General features: G+C 74.5%; 19 protein-coding genes. 8 read left to right on the forward strand and 11 right to left on the reverse strand.

The features are described 5' to 3' along the window. The first annotated feature begins 20 nt into the window (after positions 1–20). On the forward strand, positions 21–2,447 hold the full coding sequence (locus B4U46_RS14510) for a YfhO family protein (RefSeq protein ID WP_079427609.1): 2,427 nt from the start codon (positions 21–23) through the stop codon (positions 2,445–2,447). 33 nt (positions 2,448–2,480) lie between these two features. Here B4U46_RS14510 and B4U46_RS14515 read toward each other — a convergent pair whose 3' ends face one another. Both B4U46_RS14515 and B4U46_RS14520 read right to left on the reverse strand, forming a co-directional pair. Beyond that, complete coding sequence (locus B4U46_RS14515) at positions 2,481–4,025, reverse strand: serine/threonine-protein kinase (RefSeq protein ID WP_079427611.1); 1,545 nt, start codon at positions 4,023–4,025, stop codon at positions 2,481–2,483. Continuing rightward, positions 4,022–4,696 (reverse strand): hypothetical protein, encoded by a 675-nt coding sequence (locus B4U46_RS14520; protein WP_079427613.1) that lies wholly within the window; start codon positions 4,694–4,696, stop codon positions 4,022–4,024. Before B4U46_RS14520 ends, B4U46_RS14515 begins: the two co-directional genes overlap by 4 nt. A gap of 200 nt (positions 4,697–4,896) precedes the next feature. Between B4U46_RS14520 and B4U46_RS14525 the strand changes: the two genes are divergently transcribed. Further along, the gene (locus B4U46_RS14525) at positions 4,897–5,601 is read left to right on the forward strand and encodes a hypothetical protein (RefSeq protein ID WP_079427615.1); all 705 of its coding nucleotides are present in this window, start codon (positions 4,897–4,899) and stop codon (positions 5,599–5,601) included. A 96-nt stretch (positions 5,602–5,697) separates the two neighbouring features. After that, complete coding sequence (locus B4U46_RS14530; protein WP_079427617.1) at positions 5,698–6,507, forward strand: hypothetical protein; 810 nt, start codon at positions 5,698–5,700, stop codon at positions 6,505–6,507. Positions 6,508–6,525: 18 nt separating this feature from the next. Here the strand turns inward: B4U46_RS14530 and B4U46_RS14535 are convergent, their stop codons facing one another. From B4U46_RS14535 to mfd, 3 genes are all read right to left on the reverse strand, one after another. Further along, positions 6,526–6,897 carry an HD domain-containing protein gene (locus B4U46_RS14535; RefSeq protein ID WP_079427619.1) on the reverse strand — a complete coding sequence of 124 codons (372 nt, stop codon included), beginning with the start codon at positions 6,895–6,897 and terminating at the stop codon, positions 6,526–6,528. Between the two features lie 134 nt (positions 6,898–7,031). After that, positions 7,032–7,598, reverse strand: coding sequence for a GNAT family N-acetyltransferase (locus tag B4U46_RS14540; protein ID WP_079427621.1), 567 nt, complete (start codon positions 7,596–7,598; stop codon positions 7,032–7,034). A gap of 71 nt (positions 7,599–7,669) precedes the next feature. Then, positions 7,670–11,203 (reverse strand): transcription-repair coupling factor, encoded by a 3,534-nt coding sequence (gene mfd, locus B4U46_RS14545; RefSeq protein ID WP_079427623.1) that lies wholly within the window; start codon positions 11,201–11,203, stop codon positions 7,670–7,672. Between the two features lie 232 nt (positions 11,204–11,435). Here mfd and B4U46_RS14550 point away from each other — a divergent pair, with 232 nt between their 5' ends. After that, positions 11,436–12,935: a DUF2079 domain-containing protein gene (locus B4U46_RS14550; RefSeq protein ID WP_079427625.1), complete on the forward strand. Its 1,500-nt coding sequence runs from the start codon at positions 11,436–11,438 to the stop codon at positions 12,933–12,935. Between the two features lie 255 nt (positions 12,936–13,190). On the opposite strand, the gene B4U46_RS14555 is transcribed toward B4U46_RS14550, so the two are convergent. Together B4U46_RS14555 and B4U46_RS14560 are read right to left on the reverse strand one after the other, a co-directional pair. Then, positions 13,191–15,764 (reverse strand): ABC transporter permease, encoded by a 2,574-nt coding sequence (locus B4U46_RS14555; RefSeq protein WP_079427627.1) that lies wholly within the window; start codon positions 15,762–15,764, stop codon positions 13,191–13,193. After that, positions 15,761–16,537, reverse strand: coding sequence for an ABC transporter ATP-binding protein (locus B4U46_RS14560; protein WP_398898564.1), 777 nt, complete (start codon positions 16,535–16,537; stop codon positions 15,761–15,763). Before B4U46_RS14560 ends, B4U46_RS14555 begins: the two co-directional genes overlap by 4 nt. Before the next feature lie 373 nt (positions 16,538–16,910). On the opposite strand from B4U46_RS14560, the gene B4U46_RS14565 reads away from it, so the two are divergent. Beyond that, positions 16,911–18,527 (forward strand): MFS transporter, encoded by a 1,617-nt coding sequence (locus tag B4U46_RS14565; RefSeq protein WP_420543158.1) that lies wholly within the window; start codon positions 16,911–16,913, stop codon positions 18,525–18,527. 75 nt (positions 18,528–18,602) lie between these two features. Beyond that, positions 18,603–19,448: a hypothetical protein gene (locus tag B4U46_RS14570; protein ID WP_237292862.1), complete on the forward strand. Its 846-nt coding sequence runs from the start codon at positions 18,603–18,605 to the stop codon at positions 19,446–19,448. A 55-nt stretch (positions 19,449–19,503) separates the two neighbouring features. Here B4U46_RS14570 and B4U46_RS14575 read toward each other — a convergent pair whose 3' ends face one another. The 4 genes from B4U46_RS14575 to B4U46_RS14590 form a co-directional block, all read right to left on the reverse strand. After that, positions 19,504–19,920, reverse strand: a complete 417-nt coding sequence (locus B4U46_RS14575; RefSeq protein ID WP_079427631.1) for a GNAT family N-acetyltransferase — start codon at positions 19,918–19,920, stop codon at positions 19,504–19,506. Between the two features lie 56 nt (positions 19,921–19,976). After that, positions 19,977–20,864, reverse strand: a complete 888-nt coding sequence (locus B4U46_RS14580) for a cellulose-binding protein (protein ID WP_159402093.1) — start codon at positions 20,862–20,864, stop codon at positions 19,977–19,979. Between the two features lie 144 nt (positions 20,865–21,008). Then, positions 21,009–23,816, reverse strand: coding sequence for an SUKH-4 family immunity protein (locus tag B4U46_RS14585; RefSeq protein ID WP_079427635.1), 2,808 nt, complete (start codon positions 23,814–23,816; stop codon positions 21,009–21,011). A 7-nt stretch (positions 23,817–23,823) separates the two neighbouring features. Continuing rightward, entirely contained in the window at positions 23,824–24,837 is a 1,014-nt protein-coding gene (locus B4U46_RS14590; RefSeq protein WP_079427637.1) for an SMI1/KNR4 family protein, read from the reverse strand. Positions 24,838–25,066: 229 nt separating this feature from the next. Here B4U46_RS14590 and B4U46_RS14595 point away from each other — a divergent pair, with 229 nt between their 5' ends. Further along, the gene (locus tag B4U46_RS14595; protein ID WP_079427639.1) at positions 25,067–25,639 is read left to right on the forward strand and encodes a YwqJ-related putative deaminase; all 573 of its coding nucleotides are present in this window, start codon (positions 25,067–25,069) and stop codon (positions 25,637–25,639) included. 5 nt (positions 25,640–25,644) lie between these two features. Continuing rightward, positions 25,645–26,211, forward strand: a complete 567-nt coding sequence (locus tag B4U46_RS14600) for an SUKH-3 domain-containing protein (RefSeq protein WP_079427641.1) — start codon at positions 25,645–25,647, stop codon at positions 26,209–26,211. Position 26,212 lies beyond the last annotated feature (1 nt).

The raw sequence follows: 26,212 nt of genomic DNA on the forward strand, positions 1-26,212 counted from the left end.
CCTGCGAAGGTCGGCTCACCATGTCGACTTCGCAGCTCGCTCCGCACCACACCCCGGAGCGCCCCGCTCCGGCCCCCGTACACCGCTTCGGCCGCCGGCCCGCCCTGTCCGGCTCGGCGTTCGCCGCCCTGGTCACGGCCGTGGCCGTGTGCTCCGGGGACGCCGTCGCGCGGGTCTTCCCGTACGGGCCCCGGCACCGCAGTGTCAACGACCTCGGCAACCAGTTCGTGCCCTTCCACGCCCACCTGTGGGACCTGCTGCACGGCCGGGCGCACGGCGGACTGCTGTTCAACTGGCAGTCCGGGTACGGCACCAGCTTCCTGCCCGACCTCGGCACGTACCTGACGAGCCCCTTCGCCCTGCTGGTCGGGCTCTTCCCGCGGCACGACATCGACCTCGCCGTGTACGTGGTCACCGTCGTGAAGATGACCGCCGCGGCCGCCGCGATGGCCTGGCTGCTGCGCACCCAGCGGCCCGGGCCGTGGTGGGCGGCGGGGCTGCTGGGGGCCTCGTACGCGCTGTGCGGCTGGTCGGTGATCGAGGCCTCGTACAACCCGATGTGGCTGGACGGGCTGATCGCCTTCCCCCTGCTGTGCCTGACCGGCGAGTGGGCGCTGCGCGGGCGGCGGCCGCTGCTGGGGGTGCTGGTGGTGGCCGTCTCGTGGACGGCGAACTTCTACACCGCCTACATGGCCACGCTCGGCGCGGCGCTGGTGCTGGTGGTGCGGGTGGTGCTGACGCATGACGGGATGCGCGAGCGGGCCCGGGTGGTCGGGCGGGCGGCGGTGACGACCGTGCTGGGGATGGCCCTGACGGCGCCGCTGCTGGTGCCGCTGTTCCTGAGTTCGCAGCAGGCCTACCCGGGCTGGTCCAAGGAGTTCGCCCCGGTGCCCTGGCCGGACCTGCTCGCCCGGCTGATGCCGGCCACCTACTCCTTCGGCTCCCCCGCCCTGTTCGTCGGCACCGGGACCCTGCTGCTGGTGACGGCCCTGCCCTTCCACCGGGCGCTGCCCCTGCGCACCCGCCTGTGGTGGGCGGGGCTGGTGGCGGCGGTGCTGCTGTCCCTGCAGTGGGCGCCGACCCACCTGGCCTGGCACGTCTTCGCCACCCCGAACGGCAGCCCGTACCGGCAGACCTTCGTGCTGGCCGGGATCGTGGTCATCGCCGCCTGGACCGGGCTCGCGGCCGGGCTGCCCGGCGTACGGGCGCTGGCGGCCGGGGCCGGCGTCCTGGCGGCGGCCGCCGCGTGGGCGGCGGGCAGCGCGCTGGCCACGGGCTGGGGGTACGCCCTGTTCTGCGGCGGGCTGGCACTGACGGCGGGGGCCTGGTGGGGCCTGCGCCACCGGCGGCTGCTGCTGCCGGCGGCCGCCGTGCTGGCGGCGGCCCTGGTGGCGCAGGCCGCAGCGACGACGGCGTACGGGCACAAGGGCAAGCTGGGCGGGCTGGACGACTACCCCTCCTGGGGGCGGACCCACACCGTCCGCGAACGGGCCCTGGCGCAGGCCGACGGCTGGCCGGCGTACCGCACCGACGCGGGCCGGCCCGCGCTCTCGAACAACGACCCGCTGCTGCTGGGCGGCGAGGGCGGCTCGTACTACAGCAGCCACACCCCGGACGTCTTCACCCGCACGATGGCGGCGCTCGGGGCGGGCTGGACCTCGCGCGGGCGCAGCGTGCAGAGCCTGGACAACCCGGTGACGGACGCCCTGTTCTCGGTCGGCGCACGCCTCAAGACCGACGGGCGGGCCGTCCGGGCGGAGGCGCTGCCGCTGGTCACCGTCCGGCCCGCCGGTCCGGCCCCGGAGTTCGGCGGGTCGCCGTTCGCCAACCAGGAGCTGCTGCTGGGGGCGAAGGTGTACGAGGACCCGGTCGCGCCCGGAACCTGCCGGGCGGGCACCGACGCCTTCCTGTGGGCCCCGCAGTACAGCGGAACGGCCCGCCTCGCGGACGGGCGCCCGGCCAGGCTCAACGGCACCCCGCCGAAGAACCGGGCGGCGCTCCAGCCCCTGGGGCGCTCGCACGGGGCCTCCTCGGCGCTGGTCTTCGACCGCCCGGCACCGGACCAGTGGGCGCTGTCCTGCCTGGACCGGTCGAAGCTCACCGCCGCGGTGGCGGCGCTGCGCGGCGCGGCCGCCACGGCGGTGCGGGCCGGCGACTCGGACCTGACCGCCACCCTGCCGCCCGGCAGCACGGGCACGGCGGTCGTCGCGGTGCCGGCCATCGCGGGCTGGAGCTGCGAGGGCCGCCCGGCCGGGTCCCGGCTGGGGCTGCTGGCGGTGCCCCTGGACGGCCGCACCACCACCCTGCACTGCGCCTTCACCCCGCCCGGGCTGCTCCCCGGCGCGGGACTGGCGGGGGCGTCGGCGCTGGCCGTGGCCGCGCTGGCGGTGCTCAGGCGGCGCCCGGGGCTCCTGGCGGGGCCGCGGGTCCGGCGCGGGGGCGCGTGAGGACTGCGCCGCGCCCCCGGGCACGGCCCTGCCTCAGCGCACCTGGCCCAGCCACTGCAGGGTCCGGCGGATCTCCACCGGGAGGGGGTGCGCCGGGCCGTGCACCCGGTCCGCGTCGTACAGGAGCCGGACCAGGGTGTCGTGGGCGGCGGCGCGGTCGCCGAGGGAGAGCAGCAGGTGCGCTATCCGGCGGCGGACCTCCAGCGGCAGGCCCGGGTCCGGGTTGGCGTAGTGGTTCTCGAACAGCGGGAGCAGCGACCGGTACTCGGCCAGGGCCGCGGCCGGCTCGCCCAGCTGCTCCAGGCACTGCGCGGCGTCGTAGCGCAGCCGCAGGGCCTGCGGATCGCCGGCCGGGAACTCTTCCGCGAGGCGGCGCAGTTCGGGCAGGGCGCGGCGGTACTGGCCGTCGTCCATCAGCGTGGCGGCGTACTGCTTGCGCAGGCTGCGCACCACCGGCGACCGCTCCCCGTGCTCGGCGGCCGCGGCCGGGAGGATCCCGCCGAGGATGTCCACGGCCTGGGTGAGCCGCCCCTGGTCCAGCAGCCTGCGGGCCTCGTCCACCGCGCCGGGGATGTCCGGGCGGGGCGGGGCCGGGGCCACGGTGGGCATCGGCGGGACGCCGCCGGGCGCGTGGTCGGCCCGGTCCACGTGGTCCGGCCGGTCCGGCCAGGGTGCCTGCGGGCGCCGGAAGGGCCGGGTCGGGTCGAGGGCGCCGGCCACGGGGCGGCTGCCGGGGGCCGGGAGCAGCGGCGCGAGGGCCTCGTAGACCTCCTGCGCCGAACCGGGCCGGTCCTGCGGGTCCTTGGCGAGGAGGCGCATCAGCAGCGCCTCCAGCTCCTGCGGGATCTCGGGGCGCCGGGCGCGTACGGGGGCGGGGGGCTCGTACAGGTGCCGGTGCAGCACGCCGAGGGCGGTGGACCCGGCGAAGGGGACGTTGCCGCTGAGGAGTTCGTACAGCAGCACACCGAGGGCGTACAGGTCGGTGTAGGGGCCCACCGCGCCGCTCATGGCCTGCTCGGGCGCCATGTAGGCGGGGCTGCCGATCGGGGTGCCGGTGCTGGTGAGGCGGGTGGTGTCGGTGTCCATCACGGAGGCGACGCCGAGGTCCAGGACGAGGACCGTTCCGTCCGGGCGGATCATCACATTGCGGGGCTTGAGGTCCCGGTGGACGATCGGCACGGCGTGCACGGCGGACAGCACCGCGCACAGCTGGGCGGCCACCGCGACCGCCCACGGCCAGGGGTAGGGGTCGTGTGCGGCGAGGTGGTCGGCCAGGTCGGAGCCCTCGACGTACCCCATGACGAGGTACAGCTCGTCGCCGTCGCTGCCCGCGTCGTGCACCGTGACCAGGCCCGGGTGGTCGACCTGCGCCGTGACCCGGCACTCGCGCACGAAGCGGCGGCGCAGTTCCTCGGCGACGGTGCCGGGGCCGGCCACCTTGTCGGGGCGCAGCAGTTTGACGGCGACGCGGCGGTCCAGCCGCTTGTCGTAGGCCGTCCACACCTGGCCCATGCCGCCCTGGCCGAGGATGGTAGCGAGCTCGTAGCGCTCGCCGACGAGCCGTTCGCCGCCGGTCACTGCTGCGGGTCCTGGACCGCCGTGCTGTTCGGGTCCTGGTAGGGGCCGCCGGGCTGCGGGGGACGGGGCGGGGTGTGCGGGGTCTGCTTGCGCAGGAGCTCGCTCAGCTCGTCGAGTTCGGCGCGGACCTGGCCGATGCGCGGGGGCTGGACCGGGGCGGGGGCCTGCTGCGGCGGGACGGGCGGGTAGCCGTAGGAGGGGCGGGTCTGGTGCGGGGGCTGCGGCTGAAGGTGCTGCGGCTGGTGCTGCTGCGGCTGGGCGTACGGGGACTGCTGCGCCGGGTACCAGGGCGCGGCCCCCACCGCGGGAGCGGCGGCGGCCTTCGCCTCGTGGTGCCTGATGTCGGCGACGAGGTAGTACACGCAGACGGCGAAACCGGTGAAGATCGAGCCACCGGCGCCGAGGTTGCCCTGCCAGCCGTTGGTCTCCTCCGTCGGGTCGAGCTCGATGAAGGTGATCCAGACGACCGAGAGCACCCCGCCCAGCACCAGCAGCACCCAGTCGCGGGTCTTACGGGTGAGCAGAGCGATCCGCAGCAGCGCACCCCAGGCGAAGAAACCACAGCTCAGGAGGGGCAGGGCGGTGAACAGCACGCGCAGCGTCATCGCCGCCCCGGACAAGGGCCGGTGGCCGTGGGGGCCTTGCTGCGGCGGGATGCCGGGGCCGTGCATCGCTGCTCCTGACGGGCCGTGCGGAAAGGGTGACGGCTGGAAGCGTATACAGCGTTTCCGGCCGCCGGTGAGGGGATGGGCGCAACCGTTGCAGGGTCGCAGCACGCCCGCCCGGGCCCCGGTCCCCATACGCCTCCAGCGGCCCTCCTGCCCCGTCGGCTAACCTCGCCGCTCCTGATCGATCCCGGGGGGGAACCGTCATGCGCACCCGCACGCCCAGAACCACGACCGTGGCCGCGCTCACCTGCGCGGCCCTGCTGACCGCCGCCACCGCCTGCGGCCCGGCAGCCGGCGGCGCGGCGCCGTCGGCCCCGGCCTCCACGGCCCGGGACCCGCTCGCGGGCCGGGAACCGGCGGCGGTCCTGCGCGCCGCGTACGAGGAGACGGAGCGGGCCGCGTCGAAGACCGCGGTCATCTCGCGCCGCACGGGGACGCGGGAGATCACCGCGAAGCTGAGCTTCGAGGGCGACAGTTGCTGGGGCGAGGTGAAGGTCGGCGGGGCCGGGACGGGGGAGATCCTGGTGGACGACTCCAAGGTCTCCCTGAGGGGCGACGACGGCTTCCTGCGGGACCAGTTCGGGAGCGGTCCCGCCAAGTCCCCGGACACGGCGGACGGCTGGATCGACGTGAAGCCCGGCGACCCGGCGGTCGCCCACCTCGTCGCCCTGTGCCGGGACGGCTCCCCCGCACGCGCCTTCCCGGCGGACCGCACCGCCCTGCGCCGGGGCCCGGACGCCCGGCTGAACGGCAGGCCGGTCGCGGTGCTGGTGTCGAAGGGCCCCGGCGGCACCGACATCAGCGACCACGTGGCCCTGGAGGGCACGCCGTACCTCCTCGGGCACGCGGAGACCGGGCCGGAGGGCGGGAGCGTCGAGTACCGGGACCTGACGGGCCCGGCCGCGTAACCGCCCCGCCCCGGCCGGCCTGTCAGAGGTGCCCCCTACCCTCGACGAGGAAGCCGCGAGCTCGGCATCACGTCGTCACCACGGGGGTCACCGCACATGCGCAGCCGTACGAAGTCCAGGGCGGCGTCGGCCGTCGCAGCCGCCGCGGCCCTGCTGGGCGCCCTGACGGCCTGCGGCCCGTCCGTCCACCGCCCCGCCGCCGCACAGCCCGCCACCCCAGCCCCCTCCACCCCCTCCCCCTCCCCGGCCTCGTCCCGCTCCGGTCAGGAGATCCTCACCGAGGCCTACGAGACCACCCGCAAGGCCGATTCGATGCGGGTGGCGGCCACGGTCCAGCAGGACGGCAAGCCGATGAAGGTGGACCTCTCCCTCGACCGCAAGGGCAACTGCAGGGGCGAGATCCGGGTGGCGGGCCTGGGCCGGCTCGACGTCGTCAAGTCCTCGGAGTTCGTCCACTTCCGGGGTGACCGCGCCTACTGGCGGGGCACCGCGGAGCTGCAGCACACCCCGCAGAAGCGGACGGACCAGCTGGTGGCCATGCTCGCCGACCGCTGGGTCCGCATACCCGCCTCCGACCCCCGCGCCGCCCCGATGACGGGCAGCTGCGACCTGACCAAGCTGACCAGCGACCTCGACCGCCCCAGCCCCCTCGCCCGCAAGGGCGAGACGGCGACGGTCGACGGCAAGCCGGCCCTGGCGGTGACCTCCCCGGCGAAGCAGGGCACCCAGACCGACTACGTGGCCACGCAGGGCAAGCCGTACATCCTGAAGTCGACGGTCATGGGCGACACCACGGGCGAGGCCCTCTTCTCGGCCTTCGACGTCCCGGTGGACACGACCTCCCCGAAGGACCCCGACATCCTCGACCTCTCCAAACTGGACACCCCGCCGGGCGAATCGATCTGACGCTGCCGGCCTTCGGACTCAGCCGAGGAACGTCTTGCGCCACTCCAGCGGCGACATGGTCAGCGCCGCCTCGGCGAGGGCATGGGCGGATGCCGTCTTCAGACCGCCCAGAGAGGTGTCGATCCAGTCCTGGACGAGGGTGTTGCCCTGCGCCCGGTACTCGACGGCCTGGACGAGGCACTCCAGCTTGTCGGCGTCCTTGGCGACGACCGCGTCGGGGGTGTCGTTGGCCTCGTACTCCTCCACCACGCGCTGCACACCGGCCCTCACGGCCGGGTGCGCGGCCGAGACCTGGTCGGCGGTGACGGCCTGGTTGGGGGCGGCGTCGATGTAGCGGCGGCCGAAGATGAATCCGGCCGTCCCCTGCGCGTTCACCGTCTCGTCTGCCATCTGCTGACCTCCGGTCTCAAGTCCGATCAAGAAGAACGTAGTTCGTCAATCGCCGACCCGCACTCCAGGACGTGCTGCGCATGGCACTCCTCTCCGGCCCTGCCGGCCACGCGGGGCTGCCGCTCGGCCGGGGGTCAGGGGTGGGTGAGGTGGTGGGTGTGGAGGTGGCCCGGGAGGGGGTGGGCCGGTGGGGTGGCGGGGAGGGTGGTGTGGGTGGGGTAGCCGGCCTTCCGGGCCACGCGGCAGGAGGCTTCGTTGTCCAGCTGGTGGAAGAGGTCGAGGCGTCGCAGACCCGTGGGGGCGAAGGTCTCGGCGGCCCAGGCCGTGAGGGTGTCCAGGGCGCGGGTGGCGGTGCCCCGGCCGCGGGCGTGGGCGGCGGTCCAGTAGCCGACCTCGGCCGCGAGGGCGCCCGGCTTCGGCAGTTTGAGGACGGCGTTGCCCAGGAGGCGGCGCGGGGCGGGGGCGTCCTCCTCCAGGACCGCGAAGGCGAAGCGCACGCCCGAGGCCCAGCCCCGCCGCTGCTCCGCGAGCCAGCGCAGGCCCTCTGCCTCGTCGTCGGCGCGGTGGTGGATCCACTGCCGCATGGCGGGATCCGCGCACGCCTCCACCAGCGCGGGGACGTCCTCCTCCCGCCAGGGCCGCAGGAGCAGGGCGGGCCGGCCCGCCGCCGGGGCGGCGCGGAGGGTGACGGGAGGGGTCATCGGGCGATGGTACGGCCGCGCCCGGCCGCCGCCCGCGGGTGGGTGCGGGCGGCGGGGGCGCGGGGCGGGGGTCAGGATCCGAGGATGGTGGTCAGGAACTCGCCCGTCCAGGCCAGGAGTTCGCGGCCGACCAGCGGCTTGCCGCCGACGCGGGACGTCTTCGGCCGGGGGACCAGGACCTGGGAGGTGGCCGGCTTGAGGACCGTGCCGGGGTAGAGGCGCTTGAGGCGCAGTTCCTGCGACTCGCGCAGCTCCACCGGGCCGAAGCGGATGTTGGGGCCCTGGAGGGTGATGTCCCCGACCCCGCAGGCCCGGGCCAGCATCCGCAGGCCCGCCACCAGCAGCAGGTTCTCCACCGGCTCCGGCAGCTTGCCGTAGCGGTCGGTGAGTTCCTCCCGGACCGCCTTGATGTCGGCCTCCGAAGCCGCCGAGGCGATCGCCCGGTAGGCCTGCAGGCGCAGCCGCTCGCCGGGCGCGTAGTCGTGCGGGACGTGCGCGTCGACCGGCAGTTCGATCTTCACCTCCAGCGGCGGCTCCTCCTGCGCCCCGCCCTCCACGGCGGCCCGGTAGTCGGCGACGGCCTCGCCGACCATGCGGATGTAGAGGTCGAAGCCGACGCCCGCGATGTGGCCGGACTGCTCGCCGCCGAGCAGGTTGCCCGCGCCGCGGATCTCCAGGTCCTTCATCGCCACGTACATGCCGGCGCCCATCTCGGTGTGCTGGGCGATGGTGGCCAGCCGCTCGTGCGCAGTCTCCGTCAGCGGCTTCTCCGGCGGGTACAGGAAGTACGCGTAGCCGCGCTCGCGGCCCCGGCCGACACGGCCGCGCAGCTGGTGCAGCTGGGAGAGGCCGAAGTTGTCGCCGCGCTCCACGATCAGGGTGTTGGCGTTGGAGATGTCGATACCGGACTCGACGATCGTCGTGGAGACCAGGACGTCGAACTTCTTCTCCCAGAAGTCGACCACGACCTGTTCCAGGGCCTGTTCGGACATCTGGCCGTGGGCCGTGGCGATCCGCGCCTCGGGGACGATCTCCCGGAGCTTGGCGGCCGCCCGGTCGATGGACTCGACCCGGTTGTGGATGTAGAAGCACTGGCCCTCGCGCAGCAGCTCGCGCCGGATGGCCGCGCCGATCTGCTTCTCCTCGTAGGGGCCGACGAAGGTGAGGACCGGGTGGCGCTCCTCCGGCGGGGTGGTGATCGTCGACATCTCGCGGATGCCGGTGACCGCCATCTCCAGGGTGCGGGGGATGGGCGTGGCGGACATGGTGAGCACGTCGACGTTGGCGCGGAGCTTCTTCAGCTGCTCCTTGTGCTCGACGCCGAACCGCTGCTCCTCGTCGACGATGACCAGGCCCAGGTCCTTGAACTTCGTCTCCTGCGAGAACAGGCGGTGGGTGCCGATGACCACGTCGACCGAGCCCTCCTTGAGGCCCTCCAGGGTGGCCTTGGACTCGGTGTCGGACTGGAAGCGCGAGAGCGCCTTCACGTTGACGGGGAACTGGCTGTAGCGCTCGGAGAAGGTCCCGAAGTGCTGCTGCACCAGCAGGGTCGTCGGGACGAGGACCGCGACCTGCTTGCCGTCCTGGACCGCCTTGAACGCGGCCCGCACCGCGATCTCGGTCTTGCCGTAGCCGACGTCGCCGCAGACCAGGCGGTCCATGGGGACGGACTTCTCCATGTCCTCCTTGACCTCGGCGATGGTGGTGAGCTGGTCGGGGGTCTCCGCGTACGGGAAGGCGTCCTCCAGCTCGCGCTGCCAGGGGGTGTCGGGGCCGAAGGTGTGGCCGGGCGCCGCCATGCGGGCGCTGTACAGCTTGATCAGGTCGGCGGCGATCTCCTTGACGGCCTTCTTGGCCCGCGCCTTGGTCTTCGTCCAGTCGGCGCCGCCGAGCCGGTGCAGGGTCGGGGCCTCGCCGCCGACGTATTTGGTGACCTGCTCCAGCTGGTCGGTGGGGATGTACAGGCGGTCGCCGGGCTGGCCGCGCTTGGCCGGCGCGTACTCGACGAGGAGGTACTCGCGGGTGGCGCCCTGGACGGTGCGCTGCACCATCTCGACGTAGCGGCCCACGCCGTGCTGCTCGTGCACGATGTAGTCGCCGGCCTCCAGGGTGAGGGGGTCGATGGACTTGCGGCGGCGGGTGGGCATCCGGCCGAGGTCCTTGGTGGCGGTGCGCTGGCCCGTCAGGTCGGTCTCGGTGAGGACGGCCAGCTTGAGGGCCGGGTCGATGAAGCCGTTGTCGAGCGAGGCGCAGGAGACGTGGACGATCGAGGGCTCCAGGGCCCCGAGGTCGGCCTCCAGGCGGGCCGGGATGCCCTCGCCGCCGAGGACCTCGACGGTACGGGCGGCCGGGCCGTGGCCCTCGGTGAGGTAGACGGTGTGCCAGCCGTCGGCGATCCAGCCCTTGGTGTCGGCGAGGGCGCGGGCGGTGTCGCCCCGGTAGGCCTCGGGGGCGTGCATGCCGAGCTTGAGGGTGTCGGATCCCAGGCCGGGGTCGTCGGCCGCGAAGGGGGAGAGCGACCACCACATCATGCCGAGCTCGCGGGCGTGCTCGCGGACGTCGGCGATCCCGCGCAGCGAGGCCGCGCCGACGTCGATGGGGGCCTGGCCGCCGCCGGCGGTGGCCGCCCAGGAGGCCATCAGGAACTCCTGGCTGGTCGCCACCAGGTCGGCGGCCCGGGTGCGGACCCGCTCGGGGTCGCAGACCACGGCCATGGAACCGGCCGGCAGGACGTCGAGGAGCAGTTCCATGTCGTCCACGAGGACCGGGGCGAGGGATTCCATGCCCTCCACGGCGATCCCCTCGGCGATCTTGCCCAGCAGTTCGCCGAGTTCCGGGTGCTGCTCGGCGAGGGCCGCCGCCCGCTCGCGCACCTCGCCGGTCAGCAGCAGCTCCCGGCAGGGCGGGGCCCACAGGCCGTGCTCGGCGATCTCCAGGGAGCGCTGGTCGGCGACCTTGAAGTAACGGATCTCCTCGACCTCGTCACCCCAGAACTCCACGCGCAGCGGGTGCTCCTCGGTGGGCGGGAACACGTCGAGGATGCCGCCGCGCACGGCGAACTCCCCGCGCTTCTCCACGAGCTCGACGCGCGCGTACGCGGCGGCCGCCAGGGCTTCGGTGACCGCGCCGAGGTCGGCGCTCTCGCCGTGACGCAGGCTCACCGGCACCAGGTCGCCCAGCCCCTTGACCTGCGGCTGGAGCACGGAGCGGATGGGGGCGACGACCACCGAGACGGGGCCGGCGGCCGGGTCGTCCGCACGGGGGTGGGCGAGGCGGCGCAGGACGGCGATGCGCCGGCCGACGGTGTCGCTGCGCGGGCTGAGGCGCTCGTGCGGCAGGGTCTCCCAGGACGGGTAGTCCACGACCTCGTCGGGCGGCAGCAGCGAACGCAGCGCGGCGGCCAGGTCCTCCGCCTCCCGGCCGGTGGCGGTGACGGCGAGCACGGTCCGCCCGGTGCGGCGGGCCAGCGCGGCGATCGCGAAGGGCCGGGCGGCGGGCGGGCCGACGAGGTCCACGTGCATGCGGTTGCCGTCCCCGGCCGCGGTGACCGCCTCGGCCAGGGCGGGGTCCCGGGTGACGGCGTCGAGCAGTCCGTGCAGGCTCATGAAAGCGGCTTTCCATCCGGTGGAGGGGCGGGCGGGGGCAACGCGAAGCACCCGACACGTGAACGGGCCGGGGGTTCCCACCCTATGCCGCGGGTGTGCCGGCCGCGCGCGGGATTCGGGGCGCGTACGGGTTCGGGTGGATGCGGTACGGGTCCGGTACGGCTGCGTACGGCTCCGGTACGGCTCCGGGGGCGGAGGCAGTGCTTCCGCACCGGGATGACAATCTGTCCGGATGTCCCCCTCCGCACGCCCGCCCGACGGCACGACCGCGCCCCGCACGGCGCCGGCCGCATCCGCCGCGCCCGCCACCGCGCCCCCGGCGGAGCCGGCCGCGCCCACCGCCGGCGTGGCGCGCCCCGCCCGGCGGGCCCGGGCCGCCGCGTGGGCCCGGGCCCGGGCGCCGTACGTGCTGACCGCCGCGCTGTTCGCCGCGTACGCCACGCTCTCCGTGACCCGCCACCGGCGAATGGAGGACTCCTCCTACGACCTGGGCATCTTCGAGCAGGCCGTCCGGGCCTACGCCCACCTCCAGGCGCCCGTCGTGGACCTGAAGGGCCCGGGCACCCTCGTCCTCGGCGACCACTTCAGCCCCGTCATCGCCCTGATCGCCCCGCTCTACCGGGTCTTCCCCGGCCCGGTCACCCTCCTGGTGGTGCAGGCGGCGCTGTTCGCGCTGTCGGCCCTGCCCGTGACCCGGGCCTCGGCGCGGCTGCTGGGGCAGGCGCGGGGGCTCGCGCTCGGGGCGGCGTACGGGCTGTCCTGGGGGATCCAGCGGGCCGTCGAGTTCGACTTCCACGAGATCTGCTTCGCCGTACCGCTGATCGCCTTCGCCCTGGAGGCACTGCTGGCGGGCCGCTGGCGGGCGGCGGTGGCCTGGGGGCTGCCGCTGCTGCTGGTCAAGGAGGACCAGGGGCTCACCCTGGCGGCGCTGGCGCTCGTCGTCGCCTGGCGGGCCCGGCGCACCGACCGGAGGGCGGCCCGGCTGGCCCTCGGGGTGGCCGTGGCCGGGGCGGCGGCGGCCGCACTCGTGTTCACGGTGGTGATCCCCGCCTTCGCCGCCGACGGCTACACCTACTGGCAGAAGGCCGGCGGCCCCGGCGACGCTCTGCACGGCCTCGGCACGAAGCTCACCACCCTGGCCTGGGTGCTCGTCCCCACCAGCGGCCTGCTGGCCCTGCGCTCCCCGCTGCTGTGGGTGGCCCTGCCGACGCTGGGCTGGCGGTTCACCGCCGCCGACCCGAACTACTGGTCCACCGACTTCCATTACAGCGCCGTGCTGATGCCGGTGGTGACGCTGGCGCTGGCCGACTCCCTCGACACCGTCCGGCGCAGCCCCCGGCCGTGGCTGCGCTCGTACGCCCACCAGCTGCCCGGCGCCGTGCTGGCCGCCGCGCTCGCGCTGAGCGCGACCAGCCTGCCGCTGGCCCGGCTCGGGGAGCGGGCCGCGTACGAGAAGCCGAAGCGGGCCGTCGCGGTCGAGCGGCTGCTGGCGCGGATCCCGGACGGGGTGTCGGTGGAGGCCGACTACCCGGCGCTGACCCGGCTGACCTCGCGCTGCCGGGTCTTCTGGCTCGGCGGCACGCGCGGGGTGCGCCCGGCCTACCTGGTCTTCGACAACGCCTCCGGCTGGGCCGGGGACCCACTGGCGTACGCGGGGCGGCTGCACCCGGGGTCGCGGTTCGCCCTGGTGGGCGAGGCGGGCGGGATGGTCCTGCTGGAACGGCAGCTGTAGGGGCGAAACCCGGCCCCGACGCCGCCCGGAGGAGCCGCCGGGGAATGACCGTGACGTGGCGCGCGGACCCCGGCCCGGCCGGCCTGGCCGCGCACGGCGCCGGCCCCGGGCCGCCCTCGCGGACGCCCCGGGGCCGGCGTGTTCCCCCGTACTCCCCCGTGGGGCCCCGGTTTCCCCGTGGGCTCCCGTACCTCCCCCGAAGGGAGCCCGGGACCCCGTGGGGTCCCGGTGCCTCCCCCGTACGACCGCCGGCGGCTACTCGCTGGCGATCGCGTTCAGGACGTTCATCCGCCCCGCCCGGAACGCCGGGACCAGTGCGGCGAACAGGCCCACCAGCGCCGAGCCCGCGAAGACCGCGATGATCGTCGCCCACGGGATCTCCAGCACCTTCAGGCCCTGGAGGGCGAGGAGCTGCTGCGCGGTGGCGCCCCAGCCCATGCCCAGCCCCAGGCCCAGCAGGGCGCCGAAGAGCGCGATGACCACCGACTCCAGGCGGATCATCCGGCGCAGCTGGCGGCGCGAGAGGCCGATGGCGCGCATCAGGCCGATCTCCCGGGTCCGCTCGACCACCGAGAGGGCCAGCGTGTTCACGACGCCGAGCACCGCGACGACGATCGCCAGGGCGAGGAGGCCGTAGACCATGTTGAGCAGCTGCCCGACCTGGTCCTTGAGGTCCTTCTTGTAGTCGGTCTGGTTGAGCACCTTGTACTGCGGGTACTCGGCCATGGCCGCCTTGAGCGCCGTGTACGCGCTGTCGGCCTGCCCCTTGTGCGCCGTGGCCAGCAGCATGAACGGGCGCGGCAGCTGGTCGGCCGGCAGGTTGGCCTCGGCGGTGGCGGTGCTGATGTACTTCACGCCCTTGTCGAGGTTGCCCTCGTCCAGGGTGATCGCCGCGACCTTCAGCCTGACGGTCTTGCCGCCGTTGAAGGCCACGCCCAGTTCGTCGCCGACCTTCACGTGGTGCTTGACGGCGTACTCCGAGCCGACGGCCATCGAGCCGGGCGCGTACGCGTCCTGGTGCTGCCCGGCGCTCGTCTTGCGGCGGACGTCCTGGGCGTAGGAGGGGTCGGTGGCGCTGAGCCGGTCCTGGGCGGAGGTGCCGTCCGGGGCGGTGATCTTCGCCTCGACCTCGCGGTAGGCGGTGACGTGGTCCAGGCCCTTGACCCCGCGCATGGCCTGTTCGGCCTGCGGCATCAGCGGCTGGCCGCCCTGGGAGGCGACGATGTAGTCCGCGCCGACCGTGCGGTCGAGCTCGTCGGTGGCGGAGGCCACCATCGAGGAGCCGACGACCGACAGGCAGGCGACCAGCGCCAGTCCGATCATCAGCGCGGCGGCCGTGGCCCCCGTACGGCGCGGGTTGCGCAGGGCGTTGCGTTCGGCGAGCCGGCCGACGGAGCCGAAGGGCCGCAGGACGGGCGCGGCCAGCAGCCGGACCACGACGCCCGCCAGCAGCGGGCCGATCACGATGAAGCCGATCAGGCTGAACAGGACGCCGACGGCCAGCCACAGCGAACCGGTGGAGGCCTTGTCGGCGGCCGCGGCGAGGAACAGGGCCGCGGCGCCGAGGCCGGTGAGGACCAGGCCGAGGACGGCGCGGACCGCGCCGGCCTTGCGGTCGCCGGGGGTGCCGGCGTCGCGCAGGGCGGCCATCGGGGAGACCTTGCCGGCCCGGCGGGCCGGGACGTAGGCGGCGACGACGGTGACGACGGTGCCCAGGACCAGGCCGGTGACTGGGGTGGTCCAGCGGACCGTCAGGTCGCCGGTGGACAGGTGCATGCCCATCTGGCCCATGAGCTTCATCAGGCCGACGGCCAGGCCGACGCCCGCCGCGACACCGGCGGCGGAGCCGACGACGCCCAGCAGCAGGGCCTCCAGCAGCACCGAGCGGTTGATCTGGCCCCGGTCGGAGCCGATGGCGCGCATCAGGCCGATCTCGCGGGTGCGCTGGGCGACCAGCATCGAGAAGGTGTTGAAGATCAGGAAGATGCCGACGAGGAAGGCGATGCCGGCGAACCCGAGCATCACGTACTTCATGACGTCGAGGAAGCCCATGTCCTTCTTGTTGGCGGCCGTGGCCTCCTTGGCCGTCTGCAGCTTGTAGGTGTCGGCGCCGAGGACCGAGGCCACGTTCTTCTTCAGCTGCTCGTCGCTGACGCCGTCCTTCGCGGTGACGTTGACGTGGGTGAAGGTGCCGGGCGCGCCGAGGAGCTTGTCCTGGGCGGTGGCGGTGTCGAAGTAGACGACGGCCGCGCCCGGGTTGGTGACCGTGAAGGAGGCGATGCCGCTGATCTTCGCGCGGACGTCACCGGTGATGGCGATGGTGCGCAGCTCGTCGCCGAGCTTCAGGTGGTGCTTGTCGGCGGTGTCGGCGTCGATCATCATCTCGGTCGGTCCGCGCGGGGCCCGGCCGGAGGTGATCTTCATGGACTTGAGCTCGCCGTCGGTCCAGTTGCCGGCGATGGTCGGGGCGCCGGTGGTGGAGCCCATGTTCTCGTTCTTGGCGTTGACGACCGTGACGGCCGTCGAGACGACGCCGCCCTCGGCGGACTTCACGCCCTCGGCGCCGCGCACCTTCTCCACGGCCGACCCGGGCAGCACCTGCGGGCGGCCGCGGTTCGGGTTCTCCTCGCCCTCCGCGGGCTCCTTCGGGCTGACGGTGACGTCGGAGCTGGTGACGGCGAACAGCTTGTCGAAGGTGGTGTTCATGGTGTCGGTGAACACCAGGGTCCCGCAGACGAAGGCGACCGAGAGGAGCACGGCGACGGCGGACAGCGCCATGCGGCCCTTGTGCGCGAAGAAGTTGCGCCGCGCGGTCTTCATGACGGTCACGAGGTCCGCCCGCGCGCGTCGAAGTCCTTCATCCGGTCCAGGACCTGGTCGGCGGTGGGCCCGTACATCTCGTCGACGATGCGGCCGTCGGCGAGGAAGACGACGCGGTCGGCATAGGAGGCGGCGACCGGGTCGTGGGTGACCATCACGATGGTCTGGGCGAGCTCGTCCACCGACTGGCGCAGGAAGCCGAGGACCTCGGCCCCCGCCCGCGAGTCCAGGTTTCCGGTGGGCTCGTCCCCGAAGATGATCGCCGGGCGGGCGGCGAGGGCGCGGGCGACCGCCACGCGCTGCTGCTGGCCGCCGGACAGCTCGGTCGGACGGTGCTTGAGGCGCCCGGCGAGGCCGACGGTCTGCACCACGCGCTCCAGCCACTGCGGATCGGCCTTGCGGCCCGCGATGTCCATGGGGAGGGTGATGTTCTCCAGGGCGTTCAGCGTCGGCAGCAGGTTGAACGCCTGGAAGATGAAGCCGATCTTGTCGCGGCGCAGCTGGGTGAGCTTCTTGTCCTTGAGGCCGGTGATCTCGGTGTCCTCAAGGTGGATCTGCCCGCTGGTCACCGTGTCCAGGCCGGCCAGGCAGTGCATGAGGGTGGACTTGCCGGAGCCGGAGGGGCCCATGATCGCGGTGAACCGGCCGCGGTGGATGTCCACGTCCACGTGGTCAAGGGCGACGACGCGGGTCTCGCCGGAGCCGTACGCCTTGACGACCTGGCGCGCCCGTGCGGCCACGGAGCCGTGTCCCCCGCCGCTTCCGTGCCTGGTCTCGGTCATCGCCGTTGTCACTGCTTCTCCCCTGTTGGTGTGGTGCGTGCGTCCGTGCCTACCGCCGCGTGCGTAACTGCGTGCATGCGTCCGCGCGTCGCCTTCGTGAAGTCTGCTGAACGGGGGTGCCCGGCGCCCTGGTGCCCGTCGCCGTATCCGCCGGGGGTTAACCCCACCTCGCCCCCGCGGCCCCGCCCATGTGAACCAGTTAAAGACGTGCCGGGCCCTTCGGCCTCCTCCGCCGGGACGAAAGTCCCATGGGCCCAATTGCTGAGGGACCCCTAGGGGTCGTCCCCCCTGCGGTGGACGGGACGTAGGGGGCACCGCCCGGGTCACCCCGCGTGAGATGGGGATTCCGCCCGGCCCACCCCGGTGAGAGGGTGTGCACGCGCGGACGAAGGGAGAGGCCGGTGGAGACGGACGAGGGCGGGGGCGGATCCCCCGCGGAGGGGCGGCCGGCGCCGCCGGGGGAAAGGTTTCCGCCGGGGAGGCGGAGGCCGGCATACCCGTCCAGGGCCGGCCCCCGGCGAAGGTCGTCGCCTCGCTGATGCTGTGCATGGCCCTGGTCGCCCTCGACCTCACGATCGTCTCGACCGCCGTCCCCCAGATCGTCGGGGACATCGGCGGTTTCTCCGTCTTCTCCTGGCTGTTCTCCGGCTACCTCCTCGCCGTGACCGTCACCCTCCCCGTCTACGGCAAACTCAGCGACACCTTCGGCCGCAAACCGGTCCTGGTCTTCGGCACCGCCCTGTTCCTCGTCGGCTCGCTGCTGTGCGCGTCCGCCTGGAACATGGCCGCGCTGATCGCCTTCCGGATCGTCCAGGGGCTGGGCGGCGGCGCCCTGCAGAGCACCGTGCAGACCCTGGCCGCCGACCTCTACCCGCTGCGCGAGCGCCCGCGCATCCAGGCCCGGATGACCACCGTGTGGGCGAGCTCCGCGCTCATCGGCCCGGCCCTCGGCGGAGTGATCGCGGGGTACGCGGGGTGGCGCTGGACCTTCCTGATCAACGTGCCGATGGCCGGGCTGGCCCTGTGGCTGACCGTCCGCCACCTGACCGAACCCCGGCGCTCCCCGGGCCGGCGCGGGCCCGTCGACTGGGCGGGGGCGCTCGGGATCTTCGCGTGCGGCGGGCTGCTGCTGTTCGCGCTGGTCCAGGGCGGGGTGGCCTGGCCCTGGCTGTCCCCGCCGTCGCTGGGGCTGCTGGGCGCGAGCGCGGTGCTGGCGGCGGTCGTGGTGCGGGTGGAGCGCAGGGCCGCGGACCCGATCCTGCCCGGGTGGGTGTGGCGCCGGCGGACCATCGCCGCCGTCAACCTGGCGATGGGGGCGCTGGGGCTGCTGATGGTCGCCCCGATGGTGTTCATGCCGACCTACGCCCAGTCCGTGCTGGGGCTCGGCCCGGTCGGGGCGGGGCTGGTGACGGGCCTGATGACCCTGAGCTGGCCGCTGTCGGCCGCCGTCTGCCAGCACGTGTACCGGCGCATCGGCTTCCGAGACACCGCCGCCCTGGGGATGGGGCTGGCCGCGGCGGTGCTGTTCTCCTTCACCCTGCTTCCCTACCCGGCGCGGCCCTGGCAGCCCGCGGTGATCATGCTGCTGCTGGGGGCGGCGCTGGGCCTGTTCCAGCTGCCGCTGATGGCCGGGGTGCAGTCCACCGTGGGCTGGGCCGAGCGCGGCACGACCACCGCCTCGGTGCTCTTCTGCCGCACCGTCGGGCAGGCCGTGGGGGCCGCGCTGATGGGGGCGGTGGCCAACGCGACCGTCGCCGCCCGGCTGGCACGGGAGCGCGAGCCGGGGCTGCCGCACCGGCTGGAGGACGTGTCACGCGCCCTGGCCGAGCCGGGCAGCCTCTCACGGGCCGCGTCGGAGCACCTGCGGGAGGCGGTGGCGGCCGCGGTGCACCACATCTTCCTCGGCGCGGCGTTCGCCGGGGTCGCGGCGGTGCTGGTGCTGCTGCTCGTGGCGCCCAGACGGTTCCCCGTCCTGCCGGAACACGAATGACAGCCGCTTGACAACTTGTCATGCCCGCCCTGCTCGGGTGACGCTCTCCCCACGACCACACCCCGGGGGGACGACATGGCATCCGCACTCTTCGCACTGGCGTTACTGGCCGCCCTGGCCGGACCCGTCACCCTGCGCCTGTACCGCAGGCCCGGCTTCGTCACCGGACGCGACGGCCGGCTCTCCACCTCGACCACCCTGGCCCTGGCCTGGACGGTGATCCTGGTCTGGCTGCTGCTCACCATCCTCGGCTACGGGCTGACGGCCGGCGGCGGAACCGGCTACTTCCGCGGCGAACACGGCCCGCTGTCCGCCCTGACCACCGTCTACCTCCCGCTGCTCGGCGGCCCGTACGTCGCCCTGATCGCGGCGAAAACGGTCGTCGGCATCCGGGTGGAGCACGGCACCCTGGCCAAGCCGGCCCCGAAGCCCACCGCCACCGGCCGCCGGCCGCTGCGGGAGCTCATCGCCAACGACAGCGGCCGCACCGACCTCGTGGACCTCCAGTACGTGGCCCTGAGCGCGGTGACGATGCTGTACGTCGTCCTGTTCTTCCTCTCCGACGTGGGCGGCGGCCTGCCGGAACTCCCGGCCGAGATCTGGGCCCTGACCGGCGCTCCGGCGGGGGCGTACCTGGTCAACAAGATGGCCACCCGCGGCAACCCCGTCATCACCCACGCCGCCGTCAGCCCCGACGGCGTCCTCACGGTCGAGGGCGGCGGCTTCACCGACCCCCGCCTCACGGTGGACGACACCCCCCTCCCGGCGGTCCAGGACCCGGCGACCGGCTCCCTCACGGCCACCCTCCCGCCCGACACCACACCCCCCTTCACGGTGGTGGTCACCTCCCGCGGCCTGCGCAGCGACCCCTACCGCCACACCCCCGCCCAGACCACCCCCGCCCGGCCGCCCGCCGGTTAGCGCGTGCCCGGGGTCCGGTCGGCAACGCGGCACACCGCGACCGGGCCCCGGGCAGCTACGTCCCGTCCCGCGTCCAGACCAGTACCGCCTGATCCCCTTCCGGCACCCCTCCGGCGCGACGGTACGTCGCCAGTGCCGCCGCGTTGTCCTCGTCCGTGACCGTCCACATGCCGTAGCAGTCGCGTTCGCGCGCCAGACCGGCGAGCGCGGCCACCAGGGCCCGGCCGACACCACGCCCGCGGAACGAGTCGTCCACTCCCAGCTCGTACAGGAACATCTCGGTCCCCTTGTCCGGATGCGTCATCTCGACACCGGTGACCATCCCTGCCGGGACGCCGTCCACGTAGGCGATCAGAAGGTGGTGACGCTCGTCGGCCAGAAACCGTGCGGTCGCCCCCGGTTGAGGGAACGCATCGAAAAGGTGCCCGGCGGCCCTGACGTCCTCGGCCTCAGTGACGCGACGGATCTCCATGCGGGGATCCTGACAGGTCCCGGCACACAGGGCACCGGCTTTCCCCCGAGCTGGGGCTACCCCTCCGCCGGCGCCCGTCCCGTCAGGGCCGCCAGGCTCGAGCGGACGTGGTTCATGTGCGCCCGCATCTCCTCCTGCGCCTCCGCGTGCTCCCGCAGGATCCGGTCCGTCTCCCGCACCACCCGCTCGGCCCGCACCCGCGCCTGCGCCACCAGCTCCGCCGCCCGCGCCTCCGCGTCCTCCTGCCCGTGCCGCGCCGACTCCTCCGCCTCCGCGAACCCCCGCCGCGCCTCCGCCAACCGCCCCTGCGCGTACCGCTCCATCTCCGCCAGCCGCGCCTCCAGCTCCGCCTCCCGCGCCGCCGCCTCCCGCCCGGCGGCGTCCCACCGCTCAACCTGCTCCTGCTCCCGCTCCGCGAGCAACGCCTGCGACCGCCGCCGCGCCTCCGCCAGCCCGGCCTGCGCCTCGGCCCGCCATCCCGCGGCGTCCTCGCGCGCCTTCGCCCGCGCCTCGTCCGCCTCCCGCTGCGCCCGCAACAGCCCCTGCCGCGCCCGCACCTCGGTCTGCTCCCGCACCGCCTCCGCGTCGTGCCGCGCCAGCTCCGCCACCCGCTCCGCGTGCGCCTCGGCCGCCCCCGCCGCCTCCGCCGCGTCCGCCCGCGCGTCCGCCCGCAGGACCTCCGCCTCCTCCTGGGCCAGCGACAGGATCCGCCGGGCGCGCTCGCTCAGCTCGTCGTACGTCTGCGGAGCCAGCGCCGCCACCGCCGCACGCAGCCGCTCCGCCTCCTCCTCCATCTGCCGCGCCAGGACGGTCAGCCGTGCCACCCGTTCCCAGGCCTCGTCCCGGCTGCCGGCCAGCCGGGCGACATACCGGTCGACGTCCTCCGGCCGGTAGCCGCGGCCGCCGCGCACGGTCGAGAAACCCTGGGGTCCGTGAGGTGACATGGGTGCACTCATCCTGGAAGCGCCTCTCTCGCGGGGATTCCCGTCAAGGATGCGTCATTTGAGGCCAGAAGCCTGAATGGCCGGGCCGGGACCCCCGTCGAGGGTCCCGGCCCGGCCATCCGTCCGATCAACGGACCCGCCCGATCAGAGCAGTCCGTCCCACATCTGCTCCAGCAGCACCGACCACCAGCTCTCCGGCGACGCCAGCGCCGCACTGTCGAGCCCCGCCAGATTCGCCTGGAAATCGACCGTCCAGCGCCCGGCCTGTTCCGGCGTCAGATGCTGCCGCAGCCGCCACATCTGACCCAGCATCGCCAGCGACCGCGCGAACTGCGGCAGGCTCGAATTGACGAACTGCGGCGGCACGGGCGCCCCACCCGGACCACCCTCCACCGGCACCGCCACGATGTGGGCCGTCCCGTACTGCACGCACAGCGCCTTGCCGAAGTCACTGCCGATCACCAGGTACGAACCCGCGTCCGACGCCGGCTGCACCTGCCGCTGCGCCGCCAGCTCGGCCAGCGTCGGCACCGGCTGCCCCGGCACGGCCTGCGCCCAGAAGAACGGCCCGAAATCGACCGGCAGACCCGCCCACATCAGGGTCTGCGCCACGATCTCCGGCACACCCTGGCGCGACACCGCCCGCTGGTCGAACCGGAACACGCCCTGCGGCCCGAACGCCCCCGCGAGCTCCTGCGCGATGGCGTCCATCGGGATCGCCGGCTGGAGCGGCACCTGCGGCAGCGGCGCCCGCACCGGCGCCGGACGCGCCGGACCGTCCGCCACCTGGTGCAGCTCGCCCTGATGGGTGAGCAGGTGCCGCATGCCCTGCTGGCGTCCCGCGTGGTCGGTCCCGTACGGGGCCACGCTCGTGATCCGCACCTGCGGCCAGGTCTCCCGGATCATCCGCGCGCAGTAGCCGCCGGGCAGCTCACAGGAGGCCAGCTCGGTGTGCAGCTCCAGCACCTGCTGCGGCGGCACGTTCATCGCACGGAGCTCGTAGAGGATCTGCCACTCGGGGTGCGGGGTACCGGGCGCCGAGCGGCGGATGAGCTGCTGCTCGGAGCCGTCGGGCGCACGGTAGCGGAGCACGGCCTGGTAGCCCGGGCCGACCGTGGGCACGCCGGACGGGGCGGCCGGCGGCTGCCCCGCAGGCCCGCCGGGCGGCGCGGAGGGCGGCCCGGGCGGCGCAACGGTGCCGGGCCCGGCCAGCATCGTCGCGGCGTGCTGCATCCCACCCCCGGGCGCGCCGGGAGCCCCGGGCGCGCCGGGAGCCCCGGGCGCACCAGGAGCACCGGGCGGCCCCGGCGGGGCGGGCGGCTGCACGACGGCCGGACCGGCCAGCATCGTGGCGGCGTGGTCGAGCCCACCCCCGAGCGAACCACCGGCCCCGCCGGGCGCACCCGGAGCACCGGGAGGCGCGGGCGGAGCCACCGGCGCACCCGGAGGCCCGGGCGGCTGGGGCGGCTGCACGACGGCCGGACCCGCGAGCATCGTCGCGGCATGCTGAAGCCCGCCCCCGGGCGCACCCGGAGGCGCGGGCGCGGCGGGAGCACCGGGAGGCGCGGGCGGCGCACCGGGGGGCCCGGGCGGCTGCGGCGGCTGCACGACCGCGGGGCCGGCCAGCATCGTGGCGGCGTGGTCGAGCCCGCCCCCGAGCGAACCGGAACCAGGAGCAGCCGGAGCCCCCGGCGGCGCGGGAGGCGGCACCGGTGCACCGGGCGGCGCGGGAGGCCCGGGAGGCGGAACGGTCCCCGGCCCGGCCAGCATCGTCGCGGCGTACGCCCCACCCCCGGACGCACCGGGCGCGGAAGGCGCACCGGGCGCGGAAGGCGCACCAACGGGCGCAGGCGGAACGGACGGCCCGGACGGCGCCGAACCCCCAGCCGCACCAGGCCCACCCGGAGCATCCGGCACACCCGGAGCAGCCGGAGCAGCCGGAGCAGCCGGCACACCCGGAGCGCCCGGAGCGCCCGGAGCAGCCGGCACACCCGGCACACCCGGAGCGCCCGGAGCAGCCGGCACACCCGGCACACCCGGAGCACCAGCCGGAACCGGCGGGACCGCCGGAACCGGGCCGCCACCGCCCTGCGGCACCCCGCCCGCCGGGGCGTCGGCGATGTCCGCAGCAGCCGCACCCGCGGCGGCCGCACCCAGCCCCAGCGCCGGAGCGATCGCGGTCTTCGGCAGCTGGCTCCCACCCGGCATCAGCGTGGTCCTGGCCTCCGCAGACGCCCCGGCGGACCCCGGGGCGTCATCCAGGTCGGAACCCGACAGCGCCGGCGCGAACACCGTCGCGGGCAGCGGTACGGAGCCGTCGTCGGCGCCCGGGTTCACATCGGTCCCGGCCCACGGCGTGGCCCCGGCCGGCACCCCGTCGTTCGCGGTCGGCTCGTGCGCAACCTCGCCCTCACGCCGCAACGGCACCACATCCGGCGCACCGGAACCGGCACCGAAGCCAGCGCCCTCCGAACCGGCACCGGCCCCGGAGGCACCCGAACCAGCCCCCGCAACCACCCCGGCCCCGGCCCCAGACCGAGACCCGGAACCGGCCCCCGCCCCGGCCCCCGCCGGCGGAATCCCCGCCCGGTCCGCGGCCTCCTGCAGCCACTCCGGCGGGCTCAGCATGAACGACGTCTGCTCCGAATCGATCCGCGGCGGCGGAACCGAAGCCTCCGCAGCCGCCGCGGCAGCCGCCCCGTACTCCTCCTCGTACCGCCGGATCACCTCACCCACCGGCAGCCCCGGCCACAGCGTCACCTCACCGCTGTCCCGCGCGATGACCAGCCGCTGCCGGCCACCACCCGACACCGGACCCCCGGCCCGGTCCTCCGCCCACACCACGAAGCCCAGCCCGAACTCCCGCACCCGCACCTCACGGTGCTGGTACCCGGGCACGTCCCCGTTGATCCACTCCTCGGCGCGCTCCTGCGCCTGCGCGAACGTCACCACGACGCGCTCACCCCTCACCCATGCCGGTGCCAGCCACCGGAACCGACCCCGACACTGCAACCGAGCGCGCGAATCCGCCGTCCACCATCAGACCGGCCACCGTCTCCAGCTCCGGCGGGTTCCCCGCCAACCGCTCCAGGAAGGCATCGAAATCGGCACCGCACGGCAGCAACAGCCGCTCCACGCGCTCCTGCACCGACCAGCCGTCCCGGTCGCGCGCGTCGTCGTACGGGGAGAACCAGACGGAACCGACCTGATCCCCCCGCACCTTCACCGCGAGCAGCCCGCCCTGCACGAAGGCCACGCACAGGTAGTCCTTCGTCAGGTGGTCCCGCAGACACTTGTTGATGTAGACGAGGTCGTTGACCGCCGCCTCCTCACGCACCGTGAAGAACGGCTGGTCCACCAGCATCCCCAGCTCCACGAACAGCCCCGCGCCCACCGGCGCGCACCCGCCCGCCGCCTTCAGGAACGAGCGGTACGCCTCCGGAAGCCGGTACCCCAGATCCTCCTCGACGCCCTGGACCTGCGACTCCGACACCGACACCAGGGTCTTCGGCAGCCCCAGGTGCACCGGCCGCACCTCCTGCAACGGCCGCCCGCCACGCTTCTCGTGGTCCACCGGAGCCGTCGCCAGACCCGCGTGATGCCGCAGCAGCGCCTTCACCTCGACCGGGACCAGCTCCATCCGCCGCGAACCCGCCACGTGGTGCCACGTCCAGCCGTGCGGCGTCGCCACCGGCCCGACCGTGTCCCACAGCGGATGGCCCGCCGCACGCATCGCCGCGTTCGCGGACACGCAGTCCGTCAGCCGCAGCTCATCCGCGCCGAACCCCTCCGGCGGCTCGGCGATCTCCACCGCCGCACGCGCGTACCGCGAGAAGTCGGGATGGCCGTCCCCGTCCATCCGCACGCCGTGGGGATGCCGAGCGGCCCGGACCGGGTCCGGGAAATGCACGACCTGCCCCGAGTACGCGGCGTTGGGTGGCACGGCCTGCTGCCCGAGCCGACCTGTCGTCATGGTGGTGGCCCCCTGCTGGATCTGGCTGGTTCACCACAGCCTATGTGCTCCGGCAAGACCCCTGGCCGCCCCCGACCCCAGCAGGGGCGCACGGGGCAGGAACATCCGAATTGATACGAATATTCGACCCCGCTTCCACGCGACAGCGGACATTTGACAGGCTGTCCCCGCAGCACGGGGGCGTGAGCGACAGCGGCCACCACCGCCGCCACGGGAGGGAAGAGGGACCATGCAGACAGCGACCACGCACACGGCGGGCACGGCGAGCACGCAGCACGCGGCACCCCGCACGGACCGCGGGCAGCACACCGACACCGGCCCCGCCGGCGACCCCCGCCTGCGCTGGAGCACCGCCGCGGGCCCCCACACCCCGCCCGTACTGCGCTTCCGCCGCGACGGCATCCTGCCCACCGTCGCCGCCGCCCTCTCCGTACGCGGCGAAACCCTCACCGGCACCGCCGGCAAGGGCGACCAGCCACCCGTACTGCACCCCCTCGTCCAGGACTTCCTCGACACCCTCACCAGCGGCCAGCGGGAACGCTTCACCGGCCGCTGTCCCGAGGCGATACTCCTCTCCCGCCACCTCACCACCGTCGAAGGCGCCCGCAGCAGACGCGCCTCCCGCAAACCCCTCACCGCGAGCGAAGCCCGCCGCGCCCTGAAACACTCCAAGATCACTGCCCGCCGCATCCGCGAGGACGGCGACCCCCTCCACGGCAGCTACGCACCCCCCTGCCGCTCCTGCGACGCGCTCCTCAACCACTTCGGCGTCCGACCCGTCGACCTCACCCAGCCCGAGTAGCCACCATGACCGCCTCCTCAGCCTCCTCAGCCACCTCGGCCGCACCGGCCGCACCGGCCTCCTCGCCCGCACCGGCCTCCTACGGCCGCTCCTCCGCCAACCGCTTCCCCGTCGGCGTCGACGCGGCCCTGCGCACCGCCGGCTGGGAACCCGGCCGCTGGGACATCAAGCAAGCCGAATACTGGGCCGACGCCCTCCGCGACCACACCACCCCCGCCGGCCACCGCCACACCGTCTTCCCCGCGGCCGTCGAAGCCTGGGCCGAATTCGGCGGCCTCACCATCGCCGCCCCCGGACCCGGCCGCCAGATAGCCCCCACCCCGGTCCGCCTCGACCCCCTGACCGGCCTCCACCTCGCCCGCACCTTCGCCGACCTCGGACGGGCCCTGTCCACCGAGCTCTGCCCCCTCGGCTCCGACACCACCGGCGGCGCCCACCTCGCCATCGACCGCGAAGGCCGCACCTACCTCGTCGACCACACCGGCGACTGGTACCTCGGCGCCACCCTCGACGAGGCCCTCACCCTCCTCCTCACCGGCCTCCAGCCCGCCCGCCTCACCACCGAAGCCTGAC

The sequence above is a fragment of the Streptomyces katrae genome, from assembly GCF_002028425.1.
In the GTDB taxonomy this organism is placed as follows: Bacteria; Actinomycetota; Actinomycetes; order Streptomycetales; family Streptomycetaceae; genus Streptomyces; species Streptomyces katrae_A.